This window comes from Aureimonas frigidaquae, assembly GCF_001463905.1.
In the GTDB taxonomy this organism is placed as follows: domain Bacteria; phylum Pseudomonadota; class Alphaproteobacteria; order Rhizobiales; family Rhizobiaceae; genus Aureimonas; species Aureimonas frigidaquae.
On the sequence record NZ_BBWR01000020.1, the window covers coordinates 49,595 to 66,967 of the forward strand.

A 17,373-nucleotide genomic window follows, 5' to 3' on the forward strand; every position below is an offset into this window, starting at 1 on the left:
CGGGGCGGCACTCCCGCACGGGCGACCACAGGTGGGTTGCAACACCCACATCCGTCCGAAATGAGGCGTGAGGCGGAAAGGTTCCGCCAAAGCAGCGTCGGCGCTCAATATTCCTTTTCGTAGAAGATGCCGACCTCGCCGCCGCCATTGGCGTTGACCGCGCCGCGGGCCTTGATGTCCCGGCCCAGATCCAGATCGATGGATACGCGGCCCGTCGTATCGACGCCGATATAGGTGTTTTCGTTCAAATACTGGCCGACACCCACGGCGGCCTGTCCATCGGCCGTCGTGCGGATGTCGATATCGTCTACGCCGAGTTGCGAGCGCAGGCTGTCGAGAAGGCCGGTCGAGCCGCCGACCCCGGCGAGCGACGCCGCGGCCGAGGCAAGCTGCGCGATCTGAAGCGGCGACAAATCGCTCGTCGCCTGGCCGAAGATCAGCCGGGCGAGCACTTCGTCCTGCGGCAGGGCCGGGCTGGATGTGAAGGTGAAGGACGGATCCTGCGCCGGCCCCGTCACCGCCACGTAGACGGTCGCCTGGCCCGTATCCGACTGCGCCAGGAAGTCGACCGTCGGGATGAGGTTGCCCGTGAAGGACAGGGAGGCGCGCTCGAAATCCAGGCGTCGGCTCAGGATCTGCAGGCGCCCGCGCTGCAGGTCGAAGCCGCCCACGATGCCGAGATTGGAGGCCGGGCCGGTGATGCGGATCGTGCCGCCGAGCTCCAGGTCCAACCCACGCCCCCGCACGAAGACGCGGTTGGGTGCGTTCAATGTCAGGTCGAGCGCGATGCCGCCGCCGGAGGTTCCGGTGGCTCCGCCATCCGGGTCGATCTGGCGCTGCTGCACATAGACCGCCTGCGGCGCATTCACGTGGCGCACGTCCAGCTCGGCCAGGGAGGAGGGGAGCTGGTCGGGGATGACGATGGCGATTTCCTGCGCATTGATCGTGCCGCCCAGCACGGCCGCGCCGAGCAGGGGGCCGCGCAGGGTCAGGTCTGCGTTCAGGCGGGTCGAGAAGAGCTCGCCGTCGGCATAGCGCCCATCCCGGATGGTGACGACGATATCGGCCGGGAAGCCGGCATTGAGGCCGATTCCGCCGGAGACGGCGATGTTGCCGCCGCTCGCCAGGCTGGCGGAGAAGGCGCTGATCGTGGCGCGGTTGCCGCTGAGCGCGATGGTGGTGTTGATATTGTCGATCGCCAGGTTGATGCCGGTATCCACGAAGCGCGCACCACTGGTGGACACGGTGCCCGTGACGTTGGGTGCAGCGGCCGTTCCCGCCACGCGGGCGTTGACCAGCACCTCGCCCTGAATGGAGCGTCCGCCTTCCGCCAGGATGCGGTTGGCGAGGGCGAGCGGTGCATTGCCGTTGAGCTGGATGTCGAAGGCCGGCGTGCCCGCCAGGTTGACCGCGCCATTGGCGGTGAAGGCGAGGCCGGCGCCGGCGAGGCGTCCGTCCAGGGTGACGCGGGTGCCGGCATAGGCGCCCCGTGCCGCGACGTCGAGCGGGCCGACGCCTGCCTCCCGCGTCTGGGCGAGCGAGAGCGCATCGACCGCCAGGTCGTAGTTCACGCTGGGACGCGCCAGCGTGCCGCGCGCCTGGACGCTCCCGCGGATCGTGCCCTGCGGCGCGATGTCAGGCGCGGCGGCGGCGGCGATGGCTGCCGGCACGCCGCTCAGCGTCACGTCGAGATTGAGCTGGCGGCCGGCGCTGCCGGTGGCCGTGATGTTGCCGCCGCCGGCAAGGTCCACCCGGGCCGTGCGGAGGTTGAGCGTTTCGCGCTCATAGCGGCCCGCCGCGTTCAGGTTCGCCGCCGGAGCGCCGGCGGCGCGCGCGGCCGCGACGGACAAGTTGCTTCCGGTCACGTCGAAGCTCGCCGCCGGGCTGGCAAGGCTGCCGGTGGCATTGGCCGTGCCCGAGAGCGTGCCCTGTGCTCCGAGATCGGGTGAGGCGGCATTGGCGAGCGCCAACGGCAGGTTCTGCATGGCGAGGCGCAGATCGAGCGTGTCGCCGACCGTTCCCGAAATGTCGAGCGTTCCGCCACCGGCCTGGATCCGGCCCCGTTCCACGCTCAACACGTCGTTGCGATAGGCGCCCGCTATGTCGAGCGCCACCTGCTGCACGCCGGAACGTGAGAGGGCCTGCGCCGCGATATCGTTGCCATTCAACGAAAAACTCGCCTCCGGGCGGCCGAGCGTGCCGCCGGCCGTTGCCGTGCCCGACACCGAGCCGGTGGCGCCGAGCCCGGGGACGAAGGCGTTGGCGATGGCGACCGGCAGCCGGTCGATATCGAGCGACAGGTCGAGATCGCGGCCGACGCTGCCCACGGCACTGACCGTGCCGTTGCCGATCCGCGCCTCGGCCGTGTCGAAGCGGACGGTGTAATTGGCGAGGCGGCCGGTGACGTCCAGCGTCATGGCGCCCGTGCCAGCGGCTGCAACGCGCTCGGCGGTGATGTTGCGCCCGTCCAGATCGAAGGCGATGACGGGGTTGTCGATGGCGCCGGTCGCCTCGGCTTGGCCGCTGATGGTGCCGCTGGCGCCGAGCCCGTCCACGAAGCCGTTGGCGAGCGCGACGGGAATGTCCGTCAGGGTCAGCTGCGCGTCCAGCGTTTCGCCGACATCGCCCGTCAGCGCCACGGTGCCGGAGCCAATGGTCAGCCGCGCCGTGTCGAGGCTCGCAATGCCGCCGCGGTAGCGGCCCGCCACGGTGCCATCGACGGCCGGCAGATCGGCCTGCCGCGTCTGGCTGGTCGCAAGGCCAGCCAAAGCGAGGTTGAAATCGGCACGGATGTTGTCCGACGGACCGGCGGTCTTGATATCGCCCGTCAGCGTTCCGGCCGCGTCCAGCCCGTCGACGAAGGGGTTGGCCACCGCCAGCGGGAAGGCGTCGAGCGTCAGGTCCAGCGCGATCTCGTCGGACAGGGCGCCGGCAAGGGCCAGGCCGCCGCTGCCGACCGACAGGCGGATCTGCCCCAGATTGACGCCGTTCTGGCCAATGGTGATCTGGGCCGGCTCCCGCAGGGCGATGTCCGCCTGGTTGATTGCCGCATCGAGCTGCCGCAAATCGATCCGCGTTTCGCCCTGGATGGACGAGACGGTGCCGTTGATGGCCGTGTCGACGCCGTTCACCGTGGTGCGCCCGTCGACGACGGTCGTCTCGTTCAGGCGCGACAGATCGAGCGCAAGCGCCGCAATGTCGAGCGAGGGCAGGCTGAGCGCCGCGGCCTCGACGCGTCCCTCAGCCTGCGGCTGGTTCACATAGTCGAAGAGCGACACGTCGATCACGGCGTCCGCCAGGGTGATCTGGTTGATCGCCAGGGCGCCGGAGCGGATGTCGATCGTGGCTTCCGGCACGCCGTCCGCGTTCTGCCGGAAGGCGAGATCGCCGTTCACGGCGCCGCTCGCCTCCTGGCCGAACAGGCCCGCCAGGGTGGATACGTCCGGCGCGGCGATGGTGAGCGCGCCGCTGGGGACACTCTGCGCATCGAGCGCGATCTCACCCGTGATTTTGTTGTCGCCCTGCGTGACATCGAGATTGCGCAAGTATCGCGTGCCGTTCTCGGTCGCGAAATCGGCCGTCATGGCAAGCGGCTGTTCGTTGAAGCGGCCATTGACGGCAAGCGCGCCCTGCGGCGCATCCGGCGCGAAGGTGCCTGACAGGCTCGCCTCGACCTCCTGCAGCGTGCGCCCGGCAATGTCGAGATCGGCGCCGTTGAGCGTCAGGTCGATCTGCGGCGCCGACAGGGTGCCGGCCGCCTGCAGGTCGAAATTGGCCGTCCCCGTCAGGCCGGCATCGGCGATGCGGGTCTGGTCGAGCGTGCCGGACAGATCGGCGGCGACCGCTTCACCGAGGAGGCTGGCCGACCCCGTCACCGAAAGGCCGGTGCCTTCCAGCGCGATGTCGCGGCCGGCATAGCCCTCGGCCGTCCGGGCAAGGTTGGCGCGCAGGCTGATGCGCTCGCCCGCATAATCGACGAGGGTCTGCGACAGGGCGGCGCTTTCCGCCTCCGTGCGCAGGGCAAGATCGAAGGTCGAGAAATCGCGCGCCGCACGGCCGGTGACGGCCGCGCTGGCTGCCCCCGTGGTCAGGCTGTTGGAATCAATGACAATCTCGCCCTCGGTCAGGCTGCCATCGACGGACAGGGCGATGGGGCCCGTCAGGATATTGGCCGCCACGCCTTCCGGCGCGCTGGCCGTGGCGGCGTCCAGCGCCAGCCGGAAGGGGCCGGAGATGGCGTTGAGATCGAAGCCGGGGCTGGATGCGCGCAGGTCGATATCGCGCGCCAGGTAATCCTCGTAGCCCGCCGTGCGCGCCGCCGCGCTCACCTCCAGCGCCGCGGCGGACAGGGCCCCGCGCAGCGTTGCATTCAGCGAGGATATTTCCAGGTAGCTGCGTGAACCGAGCGCGCCGAAGGACAGGGGCACCGGGTCGCCTTCGCTGGTCGCCAGCATGATGCGCAGATCGTTCGTCGACCCCTGCGGATCGTAGGTGCCGGCGGCGTCGAGCTGCAGCGCGCCGGATACGAGCTGCGCGCGGGCAATGTCCACGATGCCGCCCTGATTGCGCAGGAGCACGTCGGCCGCCACGGTGGCGGACGGGCCGACCATGTCGGCATACTGGGCCGGGACGAAGGGGCCGGTGATGGTCGTTACGTCGGCGGTCAGGCGCCGTCCGTCCGCACCGTCCTTGACGGAAGCATCGATGGTGATCGCGCGCTCGGTGGCGATGTCGAGGCCGCCCGACAGGGTGAAGTCGCTGAGCGGCCCGTTGCCATCGACACTCACCGTGACGGGCGGCGCGCCCGGCAGTTTCAGGAGCCCGGCGATGATGCCGCCTTCCGGCTCGTTGGCATTGACGTTCAGCACGAGGCGGTTGTCGTCCGGCGCGAAGGCGATTTGCGCACGGATCGTCCCCGGGCGGTCCTGTCGCTCGACATCGAAGGATACGTTCAACGCCGCTGGGCTCGGTGTGAGCTGCAGCGAACCGGTGGCCGACAACTCGGCCGCCACGCCCGCCACATCCTGCCCGAGCGTGAAGCGCCCGATGGAGATTTCGCCCACATTGGCGGTGATGTTGGGCAGCGAGAAGCCGCCGCCGCCGCTGCTCTCGTCCTCCGCCGTCGATGCGGTCCCGGCGGGCAGGCGGGTCAACTCGATGGTGCCGGCCGTCAGCCGTTGAATTTCGACCGTACGGCGGATCAGCGCCGTCGGCGACCAGTCGAGCGCCAGGTCACGCGCCGTCAGGTAGACGCCGTCCGGGTCGGAGACGGTCAGGCTTTCGATCCGCACGGCGCCGGAGAAGGCGCCGGACAGGCCCTCGATCCGGACCTCGGCGTTCTCGGTGGAAATGAGGTTCTGCAACTGGGTGGCGACGAAGCTTTGCGCCTGCGCCGGGGCGGCCGGCATAAGAACGGCGCCGGCAAGCGCGGCCAGGGCAAGGAAGCGGGTGCGGAGCGCGGGGAGCATCAGCATCAGAAGGCCTGCCCTATGCCGGCATAGATCTGGAAATCGCCATCGCGCGGGCCGGGATCGAGCGGAAACCCGACATCGACGCGGATGGGACCGAAACTCGTCAGGTACCGCGCGCCGACACCCGCGCCCACCTTGAACTCTCCGAAATCGGGGAAGAGATCGTCCGATACGGTGCCGCCATCCACGAAGGGGACGATCTGGATCGTCTCCGTTACGCCGATGCGCAGTTCGAGCGAGGCTTCGAAGAGCGACAGGCCGCCCGTCGGCGTATCGACGAAGTCCGGGTTGGTGCCGGGCAGGGCGACATCGGGGAAGTAGGGCCCGATCGACTGGAACACGTAGCCGCGCACCGAGCCGCCACCACCGGCGAAGAACCGGCGGTCATTGGGAATGTCCTGAAGATCGGCGCCGAGGATGGTGCCATAGGCAGCGCGCCCGGCGATGACGAAACGGCTGTCCTCGTCGAAGGACAGATAGGCGGAAGCATCGCCGCGCGCCTTGAGGAAGGGCACCGTGTTCAGCGCATCGTAGGACGGCTCGGCCGTGGCCTTCAGCATGTAGCCGCTGGTCGGGTTCAACTCGTTGTTGCGCGCATCCAGCGTGTAGCTGAGCGGAACGGAGCCGATCAGGAAATCCTCGGTGCCGAGATAGTCGGTGATTTCCTCATACTCGATCAGGATGCCGGCAGTGACGGATTGCCGCTTGTCGATGCGGTATTCCACGCCGCTATATCCGGCCACGGACGCACGGTCATAGGCCAGCGGCTGCTCGCGCAGCGCCGTGAGCGAGCCGATATAAACCGAGTCCGGCCCGAGCACGCCAGGCTTGCGGAACACGGCCGAGCCCCGATAGTCGAAGCCGTCGGTCTCTCGCCCCGTGTCGGAAATCTCGTTGGCGCCGATCCGGCTGACCGTTCCCTCCAGGCGGATGCTCTCGGCGCCGCCGAACAGGTTGCGGTGCTGCCAATAGGCGTTCACACCCGCCCCGTCCGTGTTGGAAAAGGTGGCGCCGGCGCCGAAGACGCGGAAGGGACGCTCGGCCACCTCCACCATGACGGGGACGGTGCCGTCGGCAAGCTGCCCATCCGCCGCCCGCACGTTGACGCTCGAAAAGACGTTGAGCTTGGACAGGCGCTCACGTGCATCGGCAAGATCCTGCCGCGAATAGACGGTGCCCGGCTGGATGCCGGTCATGTAGGCGATGAAGCCCGGCCGCACCGCTTCCGCGCCCTTGACCGTCGTGACCCCGAAGGGGACCTTCGGTCCGGGCGACAGGTCCAGTTCATAGTCCAGCGCACCGCGGGACGAATCCGCGATCACGTCGCGATGCTCGATGGCGGCGAAGGGGCGGCCCGTATCCTCGATGGCGCGGTAGATGCGATTCTGCATCGTCAGGATGCGGGTGCTGTCGGCCGAGGAGCCCGTCGTCAGCTCATACTCGTCCGCATCGATGACCGGCTCGCCATCGGTCGTCACCCGGACACGGCCCACCTTGTAGAGCTGGCCGGGCTGGACGGTGATCGTCACAGGCACCGTTCCGCTCGTGTTGAACTGTGTATCGGGCGCCAGGGTCGCGATATCCTGCCCTTCGATGCGGATGGTGACGATGCCATCGTAGCGGGAGTTTTCGAAGAGCGCCGCCACCAGGCGCTTGCGGTCGTTGCGGGCTTTGGCGAGCAGGCCGAGCGAGCCGGAAACGGCTTCGTCCTCGTCCGCCACCAGCGTGGAGGCCGCCTCCAGCGCATCCTGAAGCCCCTCGACCTCCTGCGTCAGGGTCAGCGTGACACTGTAGGTCACGGGATCCAGGATCGGCTCGGCGTCCTCGTCGTCGCGCTCGAAGAATTTGAACCCGAACAGCTCGAAGGAGGCAGCCGGCAGCGTGCCGGCCAGAAGGCCGACCGACGTGACCGAAGCCATCAAGGTCAGGATCAGTCCCCGTCGCAAAGCCACGCCCGCTCTATCCCTCCATCCGTTATCGACATGCGAGCCAACGTCCCCCGAAGGCCTGCCGTCGCATCGAATGGGTAACATGCCGACCGGTCGGTAAATGACAACCTACGAACGCGTTGCCAGGCGGGCAATGACACGCAAAGAGCGGATTCGGCGCCCCCGTTGTGGGCGAAGGGTCACACCCCCGAACCGTGCCCGTCGCATCTAAGCCATTGATCTATAATTATAAAGTAACGTTAATCGGATCGTAACCATAATCATGGCCTCTCGCGCGACAATCCGCCGCTTGGCAGGAACATATGTAGAACGCTAAACTCTAGCCCATGGCCAAGACGAACCTTCTCGACAAGCTCGCCATCTTGAGCGATGCCGCAAAATACGATGCCTCCTGTGCGTCGAGCGGGTCGGCAAAACGCAATTCCTTGAAGAGCGGGGGCATCGGTTCGACGGAAGGGTCGGGCATCTGCCATGCCTACGCGCCGGATGGGCGCTGCATCTCGCTCCTGAAGATCCTCCTGACCAATTTCTGCATCTACGATTGCGTCTACTGCGTGAACCGCCATTCCTCCAATGTGCGGCGGGCGCGCTTTTCGGTGGAAGAGGTCGTGGATCTGACACTGAACTTCTACCGGCGCAATTATATCGAAGGCCTGTTCCTGTCGTCCGGGATCATCCGCAATTCCGATTATACGATGGAGGAAATGGTGCGCGTGGCGCGCAGCCTGCGCCTCGACCATGGATTTGCCGGCTACATCCATTTGAAGGCCATCCCGGAAGCCTCGCCCGCGCTGATGGAAGAGGCAGGGCTCTATGCCGACCGGCTTTCGGTCAATATCGAACTGCCGACCGATGTCGCGCTCAGCCAGTTCGCTCCGGAAAAGCGCCCGCGCGATATCCGCCGCTCGATGGGGCATCTGCGCCTGAAGATCGAGGAGCAGAACGATGCGCCCTCGACGGGCGGCAAGCGACCGCCCCGTTTCTCGCCCGCCGGGCAATCCACGCAGATGATCGTGGGCGCAGACGGGGCGGATGATGATGCGATCCTGGCCCGGTCGGAGAACCTCTACGGCTCGTTCCGGTTGAAGCGCGTTTACTACTCGGCCTTCTCGCCCATACCCGACGCGTCGTCCAAATTGCCTCTGTCGCGCCCGCCCTTGATGCGCGAGCACCGGCTTTATCAGGCCGACTGGCTGATGCGCTTTTACGGCTTCGAGCGCAACGAGATCGTTTCGGGCGGGGATGACGGCATGCTCGACCTTGCCATCGACCCCAAGCTTGCCTGGGCGCTGAAGAACCGGGGCCGGTTCCCGGTCGATGTGAACCGCGCTGACAAGGAAGCCTTGCTGCGCGTTCCCGGTTTCGGCACCCGGGCGGTCAATCGCATTCTGTCGACCCGGCGGCATCGCACCCTGCGGCTGGAGGATGTCGGCCGGCTCTGCCAGTCCCTGGCCAAGGTGCGTCCCTTCATCACGGCGCTGGACTGGAGCCCGGGCGGGCTGACCGATCTGAACGGGCTGCGCGGCAAGCTGGTGCCGCAACCCGCGCAGCTGGATCTGTTCTGACATGTTCGTCGCCACGCTGGCGCATGCCGCCGATTTCGACGGTTGGCGCGTGGCGGCGCGGGCCGCGCTCGCACAGGGCCTGACGCCCGAGGCGCTCACTTTCGTGGTGGAGGGGGAGGGGACGCTGTTCGGCGAAAACCTGTCCCTGTCGGCGGGCGATGCCAGCACCATCCGCGTGCCGAAGGCCTTTCCGGACCTTGCCCGGCTTGTCGTCTGCCACCGCGATCCGCAGCGTTTCAACCTTTGTTACCGGCTGCTCTGGCGGCTGCAGCATGAGCGGCGGCTCCTGGAGATCGCCTCCGATGTGGAGGTGCGCCGCGCCTACGAGATGGAGAAGGCCGTCCGCCGCGATAGTCACAAGATGAAGGCTTTCGTCCGCTTCCGCGAGGTGGTGGAGGGGGAGGGCCAATCGCATTTCATCGCCTGGTTCGAGCCGTTCCACCATGTGGTGGAGCTGACCGCGCCCTTCTTTATGCGGCGCTTCACCGGCATGCGCTGGACCATCCTGACGCCGTTGCGCTCGGTCCATTGGGACGGCGTGGAACTGCGCTACGGCCCGCCCGCGCCGGAAAGCGACAAACCCGCCGACGATGCCATGGAAACGCTGTGGCTCACCTATTACGCTTCCATCTTCAACCCCGCCCGGCTGAAGGTGAAGGCCATGCAGGCGGAGATGCCACAGAAATACTGGCACAACCTGCCCGAAGCGCAGCTCATCCGCCCCCTGATCGAGGGGGCCGAAGCGGCGTCTCGACGCATGATCGAAACCGCGCCCACCGCTCCGGGATTGCGTCATGAGCGGTCACGGGAGCGGATGGACATGGCAGTTGCGGCGGCACGGCAGGATGAGGCCTTCGGCGGCTTCAACAAGCGTCCCGACACGCTGGACGAAGCGCGGGACCAGGCCTCCCGCTGCCGGGCCTGTCCCTTGTGGGAACCGGCGACGCAGACCGTCTTCGGCCAGGGGCCCGCAAACGCCCCGGTGATCTTCGTGGGCGAGCAGCCGGGCGACCAGGAGGATCTGGCCGGCCAGCCCTTCATCGGGCCGGCAGGCAAGGTGTTCGACACCGCCCTCGGCCAGGCGGGCGTGGACCGCCGCCAGGTCTATGTCACCAATGCGGTGAAGCACTTCAAATTCGTCCCGCGTGGCAAGCGGCGCATTCACCAGAAGCCCAATATGGGGGAGGTGAAGGTGTGCCGCTGGTGGCTCGACATCGAGCGGGAACTCGTCAAGCCGAAGCTGATCGTCGCCCTGGGCGCCACGGCGGCGGCGGCCGTGCTCGGCAAGAGCGTAACCATCCGCGATACGCGCTCCCGGCTGATCGATCTGGACGATGGCGGCCGGCTCCTCATCACCGTGCATCCCGCCTATATTCTGCGCCTGCCGGACCCGGCGGCCCAGAAGGCCGAGGAGCAGGCCTTCCATGCGGACATGGCCCTCGTTAAGGAGACGGTACCGGAGGTTGCGGCCTGACGGGCCGCGTCCAACCGATCCGTTCTGTCCCGAGGGAGGTTTCATGACCAGGCGCCTGCGCACTCTTCACCACGCCGCCGGCATGGCCCTCGCCGGCCTTCTGGCGGCGTCCGGCGCTCGTGCGAGCGAGCCGGCCGCTATCGACGCATCGGTGTGCGCGCTCATGGCCGAGCATGCCATACCCGGCATGGCCGTCGGTCTTTCCAAGGACGGGCAGGTGACGATCCTGACCTATGGCGTTGCCCGGCCGGGTGGACGCGAACCCGTCACAGCCGACACGATCTTCGAGATCGGCTCCATCTCCAAGACCTTCACCGCCACGCTCGGCGCCTATGCGCAGGCATCCGGCACATTGTCGCTCGACGATCCGGCAGGCCGCCATCTGCCGGCGCTGGACGGGCATCCGATCGGCGCGGCCCGGCTCGTGGACCTTGCCACCTATGCCGCCGGCGGGCTGCCGCTGCAATTTCCGGACGGCGTTTCGAGCGATGCCGACGCCATCGCCTGGGCAGAGAAATGGACGCCGCGCGAGCCGGCCGGCACGGTGCGGCAATATTCCAATCCGAGCATCGGCCTGTTCGGCTATGTGGCAGCACAGGCGCTGGGCGAAGACTTCCAAACCCTGATGCAGGACCATCTCTTCCCGGCATTCCAGCTCAAAAACACCTTCATCACCGTGCCACAGGCGCGGGAGGGCGCCTATGCGAAGGGCGTTGCGCGCAACGGCCGGACGGTGCGCGTCAATCCCGGCGCGCTCGATGCCGAGGCCTATGGCGTCAAGACGACGGCCGGTGACCTCCTCGCCTTCCTGAATGCCCAGATGGACCCGTCCGCGCTTCCCGATGCCTGGCGGCAGGCCGTGGAGACGACCCACATTCCGCACTACCGCACCGGCCCCATGCGCCAGGCGCTTGGATGGGAGGTCTACCCGGCCGATGTGCCCTTGGACGATCTCATGTCCGGCAATGGCACGCCCATGGCCCTGGAGCTGCAGCCCATCGAACCCGTGGGAGATATCCCCGCCGATCTCCTCCTCAACAAGACCGGCTCCACCGCCGGCTTCGGCGCCTATGCGGTGGCGATCCCCTCCAAACGGCTGGCGATCGTGATTCTGGCGAACCGGAGCTACCCGAATGCCGAACGCGTGAAACTGGCATATGAGATCATCGACGGTTTTCGATGATCTGCTACCAGGCGCGCGAAGCGGGGGGCTTGAAGGCTGGGATAGCGCAGTGCAAGGCTATCCCGACCGTCAAGGACTGCCTGATAGGAAAAACGTCGTGAGCCAGCTGGGTGAAGACCTGATCGAGGCCGTAAAGGAAATGGCAGCTGACCTGCGTGGTGAGGTCCGCGCCGAAAGCTACGAGATCCCGGTAGATGCGATGACACTCGAGCGCACTGGCAATGAACGAGCGGTGAAGCCGGCCTTAAGCGAAGGCGAGTTCCGTCTGAGACCCAGCCGCCGCCGCGCCTTCCAGCGTTAGAAGCCAAGTGATGAAGACGGGGCTCGTATAAGTAGCAGGACCTCTATCGACCGCTATTCAGAAAGAAGGAAGGTAGAAGGCTTTCCTGCAATGCAGCATTCAAGTTTGATCTGAAACGTAAGATCGTTCAGCGGGCTAGGGCGTAATTCGCCGGCTGACTCTTGGAGTAGACATCCTGGCATGTCTTGTGCGCGCAGGTGACACGGAAGCCGCAGCTGTCGGCTGAAGTGACCCGACGCCTTCGCTTCCGAGAAATCATGACGGCTGTCCACCTACCGTCTAGCCCAGCCTTAAGGGTCGCGTATTGGCACGTCAGCTGGGATGCATGATCTATAATCCAAGGCTCGGAACTTTCAACGGGACTTTGAATGACCGACCTTTACGTCACGATTGACATCGCCGACATCAACCTCCGCCTTGAAGCGTCTCACCGTAGCGAGCGGCCATCTGCGGAGCGCTCCCAAGATCCAAGATGAAGCGATGAACGAGCCGTGAAGCCGGCCTTAAGCGAAGGCGAGTTCCGTCTGGGACCCGGCCGCCGCGGCGCCTTCCAGCGTTAGAAGCCAGGTCTTGGTCGGAAGCCCGCCGCCGAAGCCGGTCAGGGCGCCGGTGCCGCCGATGACGCGGTGGCAGGGCAGTATGATGGGCAGGGGGTTGGCGCCATTGGCCGCGCCGACGGCGCGGCTGGCGGTGGGCCGGCCGATGCGGCGGGCCAGCGTGCCGTAGGTGATGGTTTCGCCATAGGGAATGGCGCGCAGCGCGGTCCAGACCTGTATCTGGAACGGCGTGCCGGCAGGCGCGAGCGGAACGGTGAAGGCGCGCAGCTTGCCGTTGAAATAGTCGGTGAGTTCCTGGCGCGCCAGGATGAAGGCCGCGTCGTCACGTTGCCAGTCGGGGCCGGGCGCCATCATGCGGCTGCCGGTGGGAAAGCTGATGCGTGAAAGCGCGTGGCCATCGCCGGCCAGGAGCAGGGCGCCGATGGGGGTCTGAAGATAGGTGTAGAGCATTGGGCGGGTCCGATCTGACCGCGGCAAGGCTACATTATCATGGCGCGGATGCCATAGGCCACGACGCTCAGGGCGACGATACCGGCGAGCCACAGGCCGATGAACCAAAGGATCTGGCGCAGGCGCACTGGCATGGCGTCAGTGGTGATGCTGGTGGTAGCCCTCGCCCTCGATGACCTTTCCCCGGAAGATCCAGTAGGAATAGGCCGTATAGGCAAGGATCATGGGTACCAGCACGATCGCGCCGACCAGGACGAAGGACAGGCTGGCATCCGGCGCGGCCGCGTCCCAGATGGTCAGCTCCGGCGGCAGGATGTTGGGATAGAAGCTGATGCCGATGCCGATATAGGACAGGACGAAGAGGCCGAGCGCCGACAGGAAGGGACGGTAGGTCGAGACCGGATCGTTCAGGCCGCGGAACAGGCTGAGCGCCGCCAGCGCCAGGAGGATGGGGATGGGGGCGACGAAGGCGATCTGTGGGAATGTGAACCAGCGGGCATAGAATGTGTCCTGCAGGAAGGGCATCCAGATGCTGACGACGCCGATGGCGGCCAGGGTGCCGATGCCGGCGATGCGGGCGTAGCGGGCCGCCAGGCGGTTGAGCGGCCCTTCGGTGCGGACGACCAGCCAGGTGGCGCCGAGCAGCGCATAGCCGATGACGACGGCGATGCCGGTCATGATGGAAAAAGGCGTCAGCCAATCCCACCACCCGCCGGCATAGGCCCGGTTCTCGATCTCGATGCCCTGGACGATGGTGCCGAGCGCGATGCCCTGGCAGAAGGCGGCGAACAGCGAGCCGATGAAGAAGGCGGCGTCCCACACGCCGCGCCAGCGCACCGTGCGGAAGCGGAACTCGAAGGAGACGCCGCGGAAGATGAGCGCCAGAAGCATGGCGATGATGGGCGCGTAGAGCGCCGGCATGACCACCGCATAGGCGAGGGGGAAGACGGCGAAGAGGCCGCCCCCGCCCATGACCAGCCAGGTTTCGTTGCCGTCCCAGAAGGGGGCGACGGTGTTCATGGCCGTATCGCGGTTCTCGTGCCGCTGCAGGAGCGGGAAGAGAATGCCGATGCCGAGGTCGAAGCCGTCCAGCACCACATAGGCCAGAACCGCAAAGGCGATGATGAAGGCCCAGATCAGCGGCAGGTCGAGCGACAGGTCCATGGCCGGGTCCTCCTCAGTGGGTCTGCGACGGCGCGGGGCCGCGCTCGTCCATGTGCGGCGCGGGCGTGATGCCCGCCGTGCGGATCGGCTGGTTCGGATCCGGCCCTTCCTCGAAGACCGAGGGCGCCCTGCGCATGGTGCGCAAAATGTAATAGGTGCCCGCCCCGAAGACGATGAAATAGACCACGATGAAGGCGACGAGGCTGGACCCGACCGCCGAGGCGGCGATGGGCGAATGGCTGTCGGCGGTGCGCAGGAGCCCATACACCGTATAGGGCTGCCGGCCGACCTCCGTCGTGATCCAGCCCGCCAGAACGGCGACGAAGCCCATCGGCCCCATGACGACGGCGGCCCGCTGCAGCCAGCGATCGTCGGCGATGGAGCCGCGGACCCGGCGGTAGAGCGCCCAGAGGCCAAGGCCCATGATCGCAAAGCCGATGCCGACCATCACGCGGAAGGAAAAGAAGACGACCCACACATTCGGCCAGTCCTCCCGCGGGAAGGCATCGAGCCCTTGGACCTCACCATCCAGGCTGTGGGTCAGGATGAGCGAGCCGAGATGGGGGATCTCGATCGCGTGGCGCATCTCCCCGGCCTGCATGTCCGGCAGGCCGAACAGTGTCAGCGGCATGCCGCCATCGGTGTTGGTGGTGAAATGGCCCTCCATCGCGGCGATCTTGGCAGGCTGGTGCTCCAGCGTGTTCAGCCCGTGCTGATCGCCGGCGAAGATCTGGATCGGCGCGACGACCGTCGCCATCCAGAGCGCCATGGAGAACATCAGCCGGGCGCTGGCATTGCCCCTGTCCCGCAACAGGTGCCAGGCGCCGACCGCGCCGACGACGAGCGCCGTCGTGAGATAGGCGGCCAGCACCATATGCACGAGCCGATAGGGAAAGGACGGGTTGAAGACGATGGCCCACCAGTCGGCCGGAACGAACTGGCCGTTCTCGGCGATCGCATAGCCGGCCGGCGTCTGCATCCAGGAATTGACCGACAGGATCCAGAAGGCCGAGCCCAGCGTGCCGACCGCGACCATCAGCGTGGCAAAGAAGTGCAGGCCCCGGCCCACGCGGTTCAGCCCGAAGAGCATGACCCCCAGAAAACCCGCTTCCAGGAAAAAGGCGGTCAGCACCTCATAGGCCATCATAGGCCCGAGGATCGGCCCCGTGCGGTCCGCAAAGACCGACCAGTTGGTGCCGAACTGGTAGGACAGGACGATGCCGGACACGACGCCCATGGCGAAGGAGACGGCGAAGATCTTCAGCCAGTACTGGAACACCGTCAGGTAGATCGCCTTGCCGGTGGCCATCCACAGCCCGTGCAGCACCGCCAGGAACGAGGCGAGGCCGATGGTGAAGGACGGGAAGATGATGTGGAAGGACACGGTGAAGGCGAACTGCAACCGTGCCAGGAGAACGGGATCGAAAGTCTCGAACAAGAATGCCTCCCGCGCACCGGACGGACATAGCGTCACGGATAAAACTACACGTTGCAGGCGCAGGAGAAAGAGCCCGACCGCAAAAATCGGCGTCGGGCCGGGCGCCGTCCCCGGCGGGTCTGCGCAGGAAACTGTGGACGAGGGGACGATGCGGGTTCCAACCTGCGGTGCCGAACCGCTAGAAGGTGTTTTCCCGCTTCCATTGAGGCCATTGTCAGCGCCATGCCCGCAGGTCGTCACGCATGAAGGTTGCCGTCGAGCTCGGATCGACCGCCACGGGCGATCCGGCGGAGATGGACCTGGAGGAACTCCTGTCCACGCGCCTTCTGGTGCAGGGCAATTCCGGGTCCGGCAAGTCGCATCTGTTCCGGCGCATCCTCGAACAGAGCGCCGAGGTGGTGCAGCAGGCGATCATCGATCCCGAAGGCGACTTCGTGTCCTTTTCCGAGCGGTTCGGCCATATCGTCGTCGATGCCAACCGGACGCCGAGCGAGCTGGCCCGGATCGCCAACCGGATCCGCCAGCACCGCGCCTCCGTCGTGCTCAATCTGGAAGGGCTCGACGCCGAAGTTCAGATGAGCTGCGCGGCAGCCTTCCTGAACGGACTGTTCGATGCCGACCGCCACCACTGGTTCCCTATGCTGATCGCCGTGGACGAGGCGCAGATCTTTGCGCCGGCCGTGGCGGGCGAGGTGGGGGACGATGCGCGGCGCATCTCGCTCGGCGCCATGACCAATCTGATGTGCCGTGGCCGCAAGCGGGGCCTTGCCGGGATGATCGCCACCCAGCGCCTGGCGAAGCTTGCCAAGAATGTCGCGGCGGAAGCCTCCAACTTCCTGATGGGGCGCACCTTTCTGGATATCGACATGGCGCGGGCGGCCGATCTCCTTGGCATGGACCGACGCCAGGCCGAGCGCTTCCGTGACCTGGAGCCGGGGCAGTTCGTCGCGCTCGGGCCGGCCTTGTCGCGCCGCCCGATCCCGGTGCGGATCGGGCCTGTGGAAACGGCCGGCCGATCCGGCCGGCCCGTGCTGATGGCGCTGCCGGAAACCCCGCGCGAAGCCATGCAGGATCTGATCTTCACGCCAGGCGCGGACGAGCCGGCGGCGCTGCCCGAGCCCACCATGCGCGAGCCGCAACTGGCCACGCGCGAGCTTCTGGAGCGCGTCAGCGCCGCACGCCCCGCCATCTCCACGCCCCTGCCGGTTGAGGAGGAGCCGAGCCCTGAAGAGCTGGCGGATCGGGCGGAGGCGCTGGATGCGATCTTTGCCGCGCTGCTGGACGATCCCGATGCCGCGTTCCGCCCGGCCGCGGTGCTCTATCAGGATTTTACGATGCACTGCCGTCTCAAGCGCATTTCCGGCGCCGAGACGGACATGTCCAGCTTCCGGCGGCGGCTCGCTTTGGCGCGGGCCGGCATCAACGAGGATACCGAGGACGAAGAGTGGCGGCAGGTCATCGCCCGCTCCGAGCAGCTGCCGGAGGATATGCAGGGCGTCTACATGATGCTTGCTAGAGCCGCGCGCCAGGCCGAGCCCTGCCCGAGCGACGCGGCCCTGGCGCGCGCCTATGGCAGCCATTCGCCCTCGCGCGGGCGCTTCCTGCTCACCTACATGGCCGAGCGCGGCTTCATCGCCTGCGAGACGGATTTTCGCGGCCAGCGCGTGGTGACCCTGGCCGGCAGCGGCTGGCGCACCGGCGCCGGAGAGGCCAAGCCGAGGGGCGGCACTTTGCCGCCGCCGCGGCAGCGGCGCGCCTGAGCTTTTTCGCGTCATGGCCCTTTAAACGGAGCCCGTCTGGCGCAACTATCCGGCCAACGCC

The 17,373-nt window shown here is 66.8% G+C and carries 11 protein-coding genes; 5 read left to right on the plus strand and 6 right to left on the minus strand.

Going from position 1 to position 17,373, the window contains the following annotated elements; all coding sequences use genetic code 11:
* Positions 1–104: 104 nt before the first annotated feature.
* Both AUL30_RS18945 and AUL30_RS18950 read right to left on the minus strand, forming a co-directional pair.
* The gene (locus AUL30_RS18945; RefSeq protein ID WP_062229468.1) at positions 105–5,474 is read right to left on the minus strand and encodes a translocation/assembly module TamB domain-containing protein; all 5,370 of its coding nucleotides are present in this window, start codon (positions 5,472–5,474) and stop codon (positions 105–107) included.
* Positions 5,474–7,423, minus strand: coding sequence for an autotransporter assembly complex protein TamA (locus AUL30_RS18950; RefSeq protein WP_244490904.1), 1,950 nt, complete (start codon positions 7,421–7,423; stop codon positions 5,474–5,476). Before AUL30_RS18950 ends, AUL30_RS18945 begins: the two co-directional genes overlap by 1 nt.
* Before the next feature lie 323 nt (positions 7,424–7,746).
* Between AUL30_RS18950 and AUL30_RS18955 the strand changes: the two genes are divergently transcribed.
* The 4 genes from AUL30_RS18955 to AUL30_RS18970 all read left to right on the plus strand — a co-directional run bounded on the left by AUL30_RS18955 (position 7,747) and on the right by AUL30_RS18970 (position 11,943).
* Positions 7,747–8,985 (plus strand): putative DNA modification/repair radical SAM protein, encoded by a 1,239-nt coding sequence (locus AUL30_RS18955; RefSeq protein ID WP_062229470.1) that lies wholly within the window; start codon positions 7,747–7,749, stop codon positions 8,983–8,985.
* Position 8,986: 1 nt separating this feature from the next.
* The gene (locus tag AUL30_RS18960; RefSeq protein WP_062229471.1) at positions 8,987–10,459 is read left to right on the plus strand and encodes a UdgX family uracil-DNA binding protein; all 1,473 of its coding nucleotides are present in this window, start codon (positions 8,987–8,989) and stop codon (positions 10,457–10,459) included.
* A 43-nt stretch (positions 10,460–10,502) separates the two neighbouring features.
* Entirely contained in the window at positions 10,503–11,642 is a 1,140-nt protein-coding gene (gene ampC / locus AUL30_RS18965; protein ID WP_062229472.1) for a class C beta-lactamase, read from the plus strand.
* Positions 11,643–11,739: 97 nt separating this feature from the next.
* The gene (locus AUL30_RS18970) at positions 11,740–11,943 is read left to right on the plus strand and encodes a hypothetical protein (RefSeq protein ID WP_062229473.1); all 204 of its coding nucleotides are present in this window, start codon (positions 11,740–11,742) and stop codon (positions 11,941–11,943) included.
* Positions 11,944–12,446: 503 nt separating this feature from the next.
* Here the strand turns inward: AUL30_RS18970 and AUL30_RS18975 are convergent.
* The 4 genes from AUL30_RS18975 to AUL30_RS18985 are packed head-to-tail and all read right to left on the minus strand — an operon-like array spanning position 12,447 to position 15,552.
* Positions 12,447–12,950, minus strand: a complete 504-nt coding sequence (locus AUL30_RS18975; RefSeq protein ID WP_062229474.1) for a methylated-DNA--[protein]-cysteine S-methyltransferase — start codon at positions 12,948–12,950, stop codon at positions 12,447–12,449.
* 29 nt (positions 12,951–12,979) lie between these two features.
* Entirely contained in the window at positions 12,980–13,084 is a 105-nt protein-coding gene (locus tag AUL30_RS19885) for a DUF2474 family protein (RefSeq protein WP_192843090.1), read from the minus strand.
* 4 nt (positions 13,085–13,088) lie between these two features.
* Positions 13,089–14,108, minus strand: coding sequence for a cytochrome d ubiquinol oxidase subunit II (gene cydB, locus AUL30_RS18980; protein ID WP_062229492.1), 1,020 nt, complete (start codon positions 14,106–14,108; stop codon positions 13,089–13,091).
* Positions 14,109–14,127: 19 nt separating this feature from the next.
* Positions 14,128–15,552: a cytochrome ubiquinol oxidase subunit I gene (locus tag AUL30_RS18985; RefSeq protein ID WP_062229475.1), complete on the minus strand. Its 1,425-nt coding sequence runs from the start codon at positions 15,550–15,552 to the stop codon at positions 14,128–14,130.
* Positions 15,553–15,794: 242 nt separating this feature from the next.
* Here AUL30_RS18985 and AUL30_RS18990 point away from each other — a divergent pair, with 242 nt between their 5' ends.
* Positions 15,795–17,312, plus strand: a complete 1,518-nt coding sequence (locus AUL30_RS18990) for an ATP-binding protein (RefSeq protein ID WP_062229476.1) — start codon at positions 15,795–15,797, stop codon at positions 17,310–17,312.
* Positions 17,313–17,373: the final 61 nt, after the last annotated feature.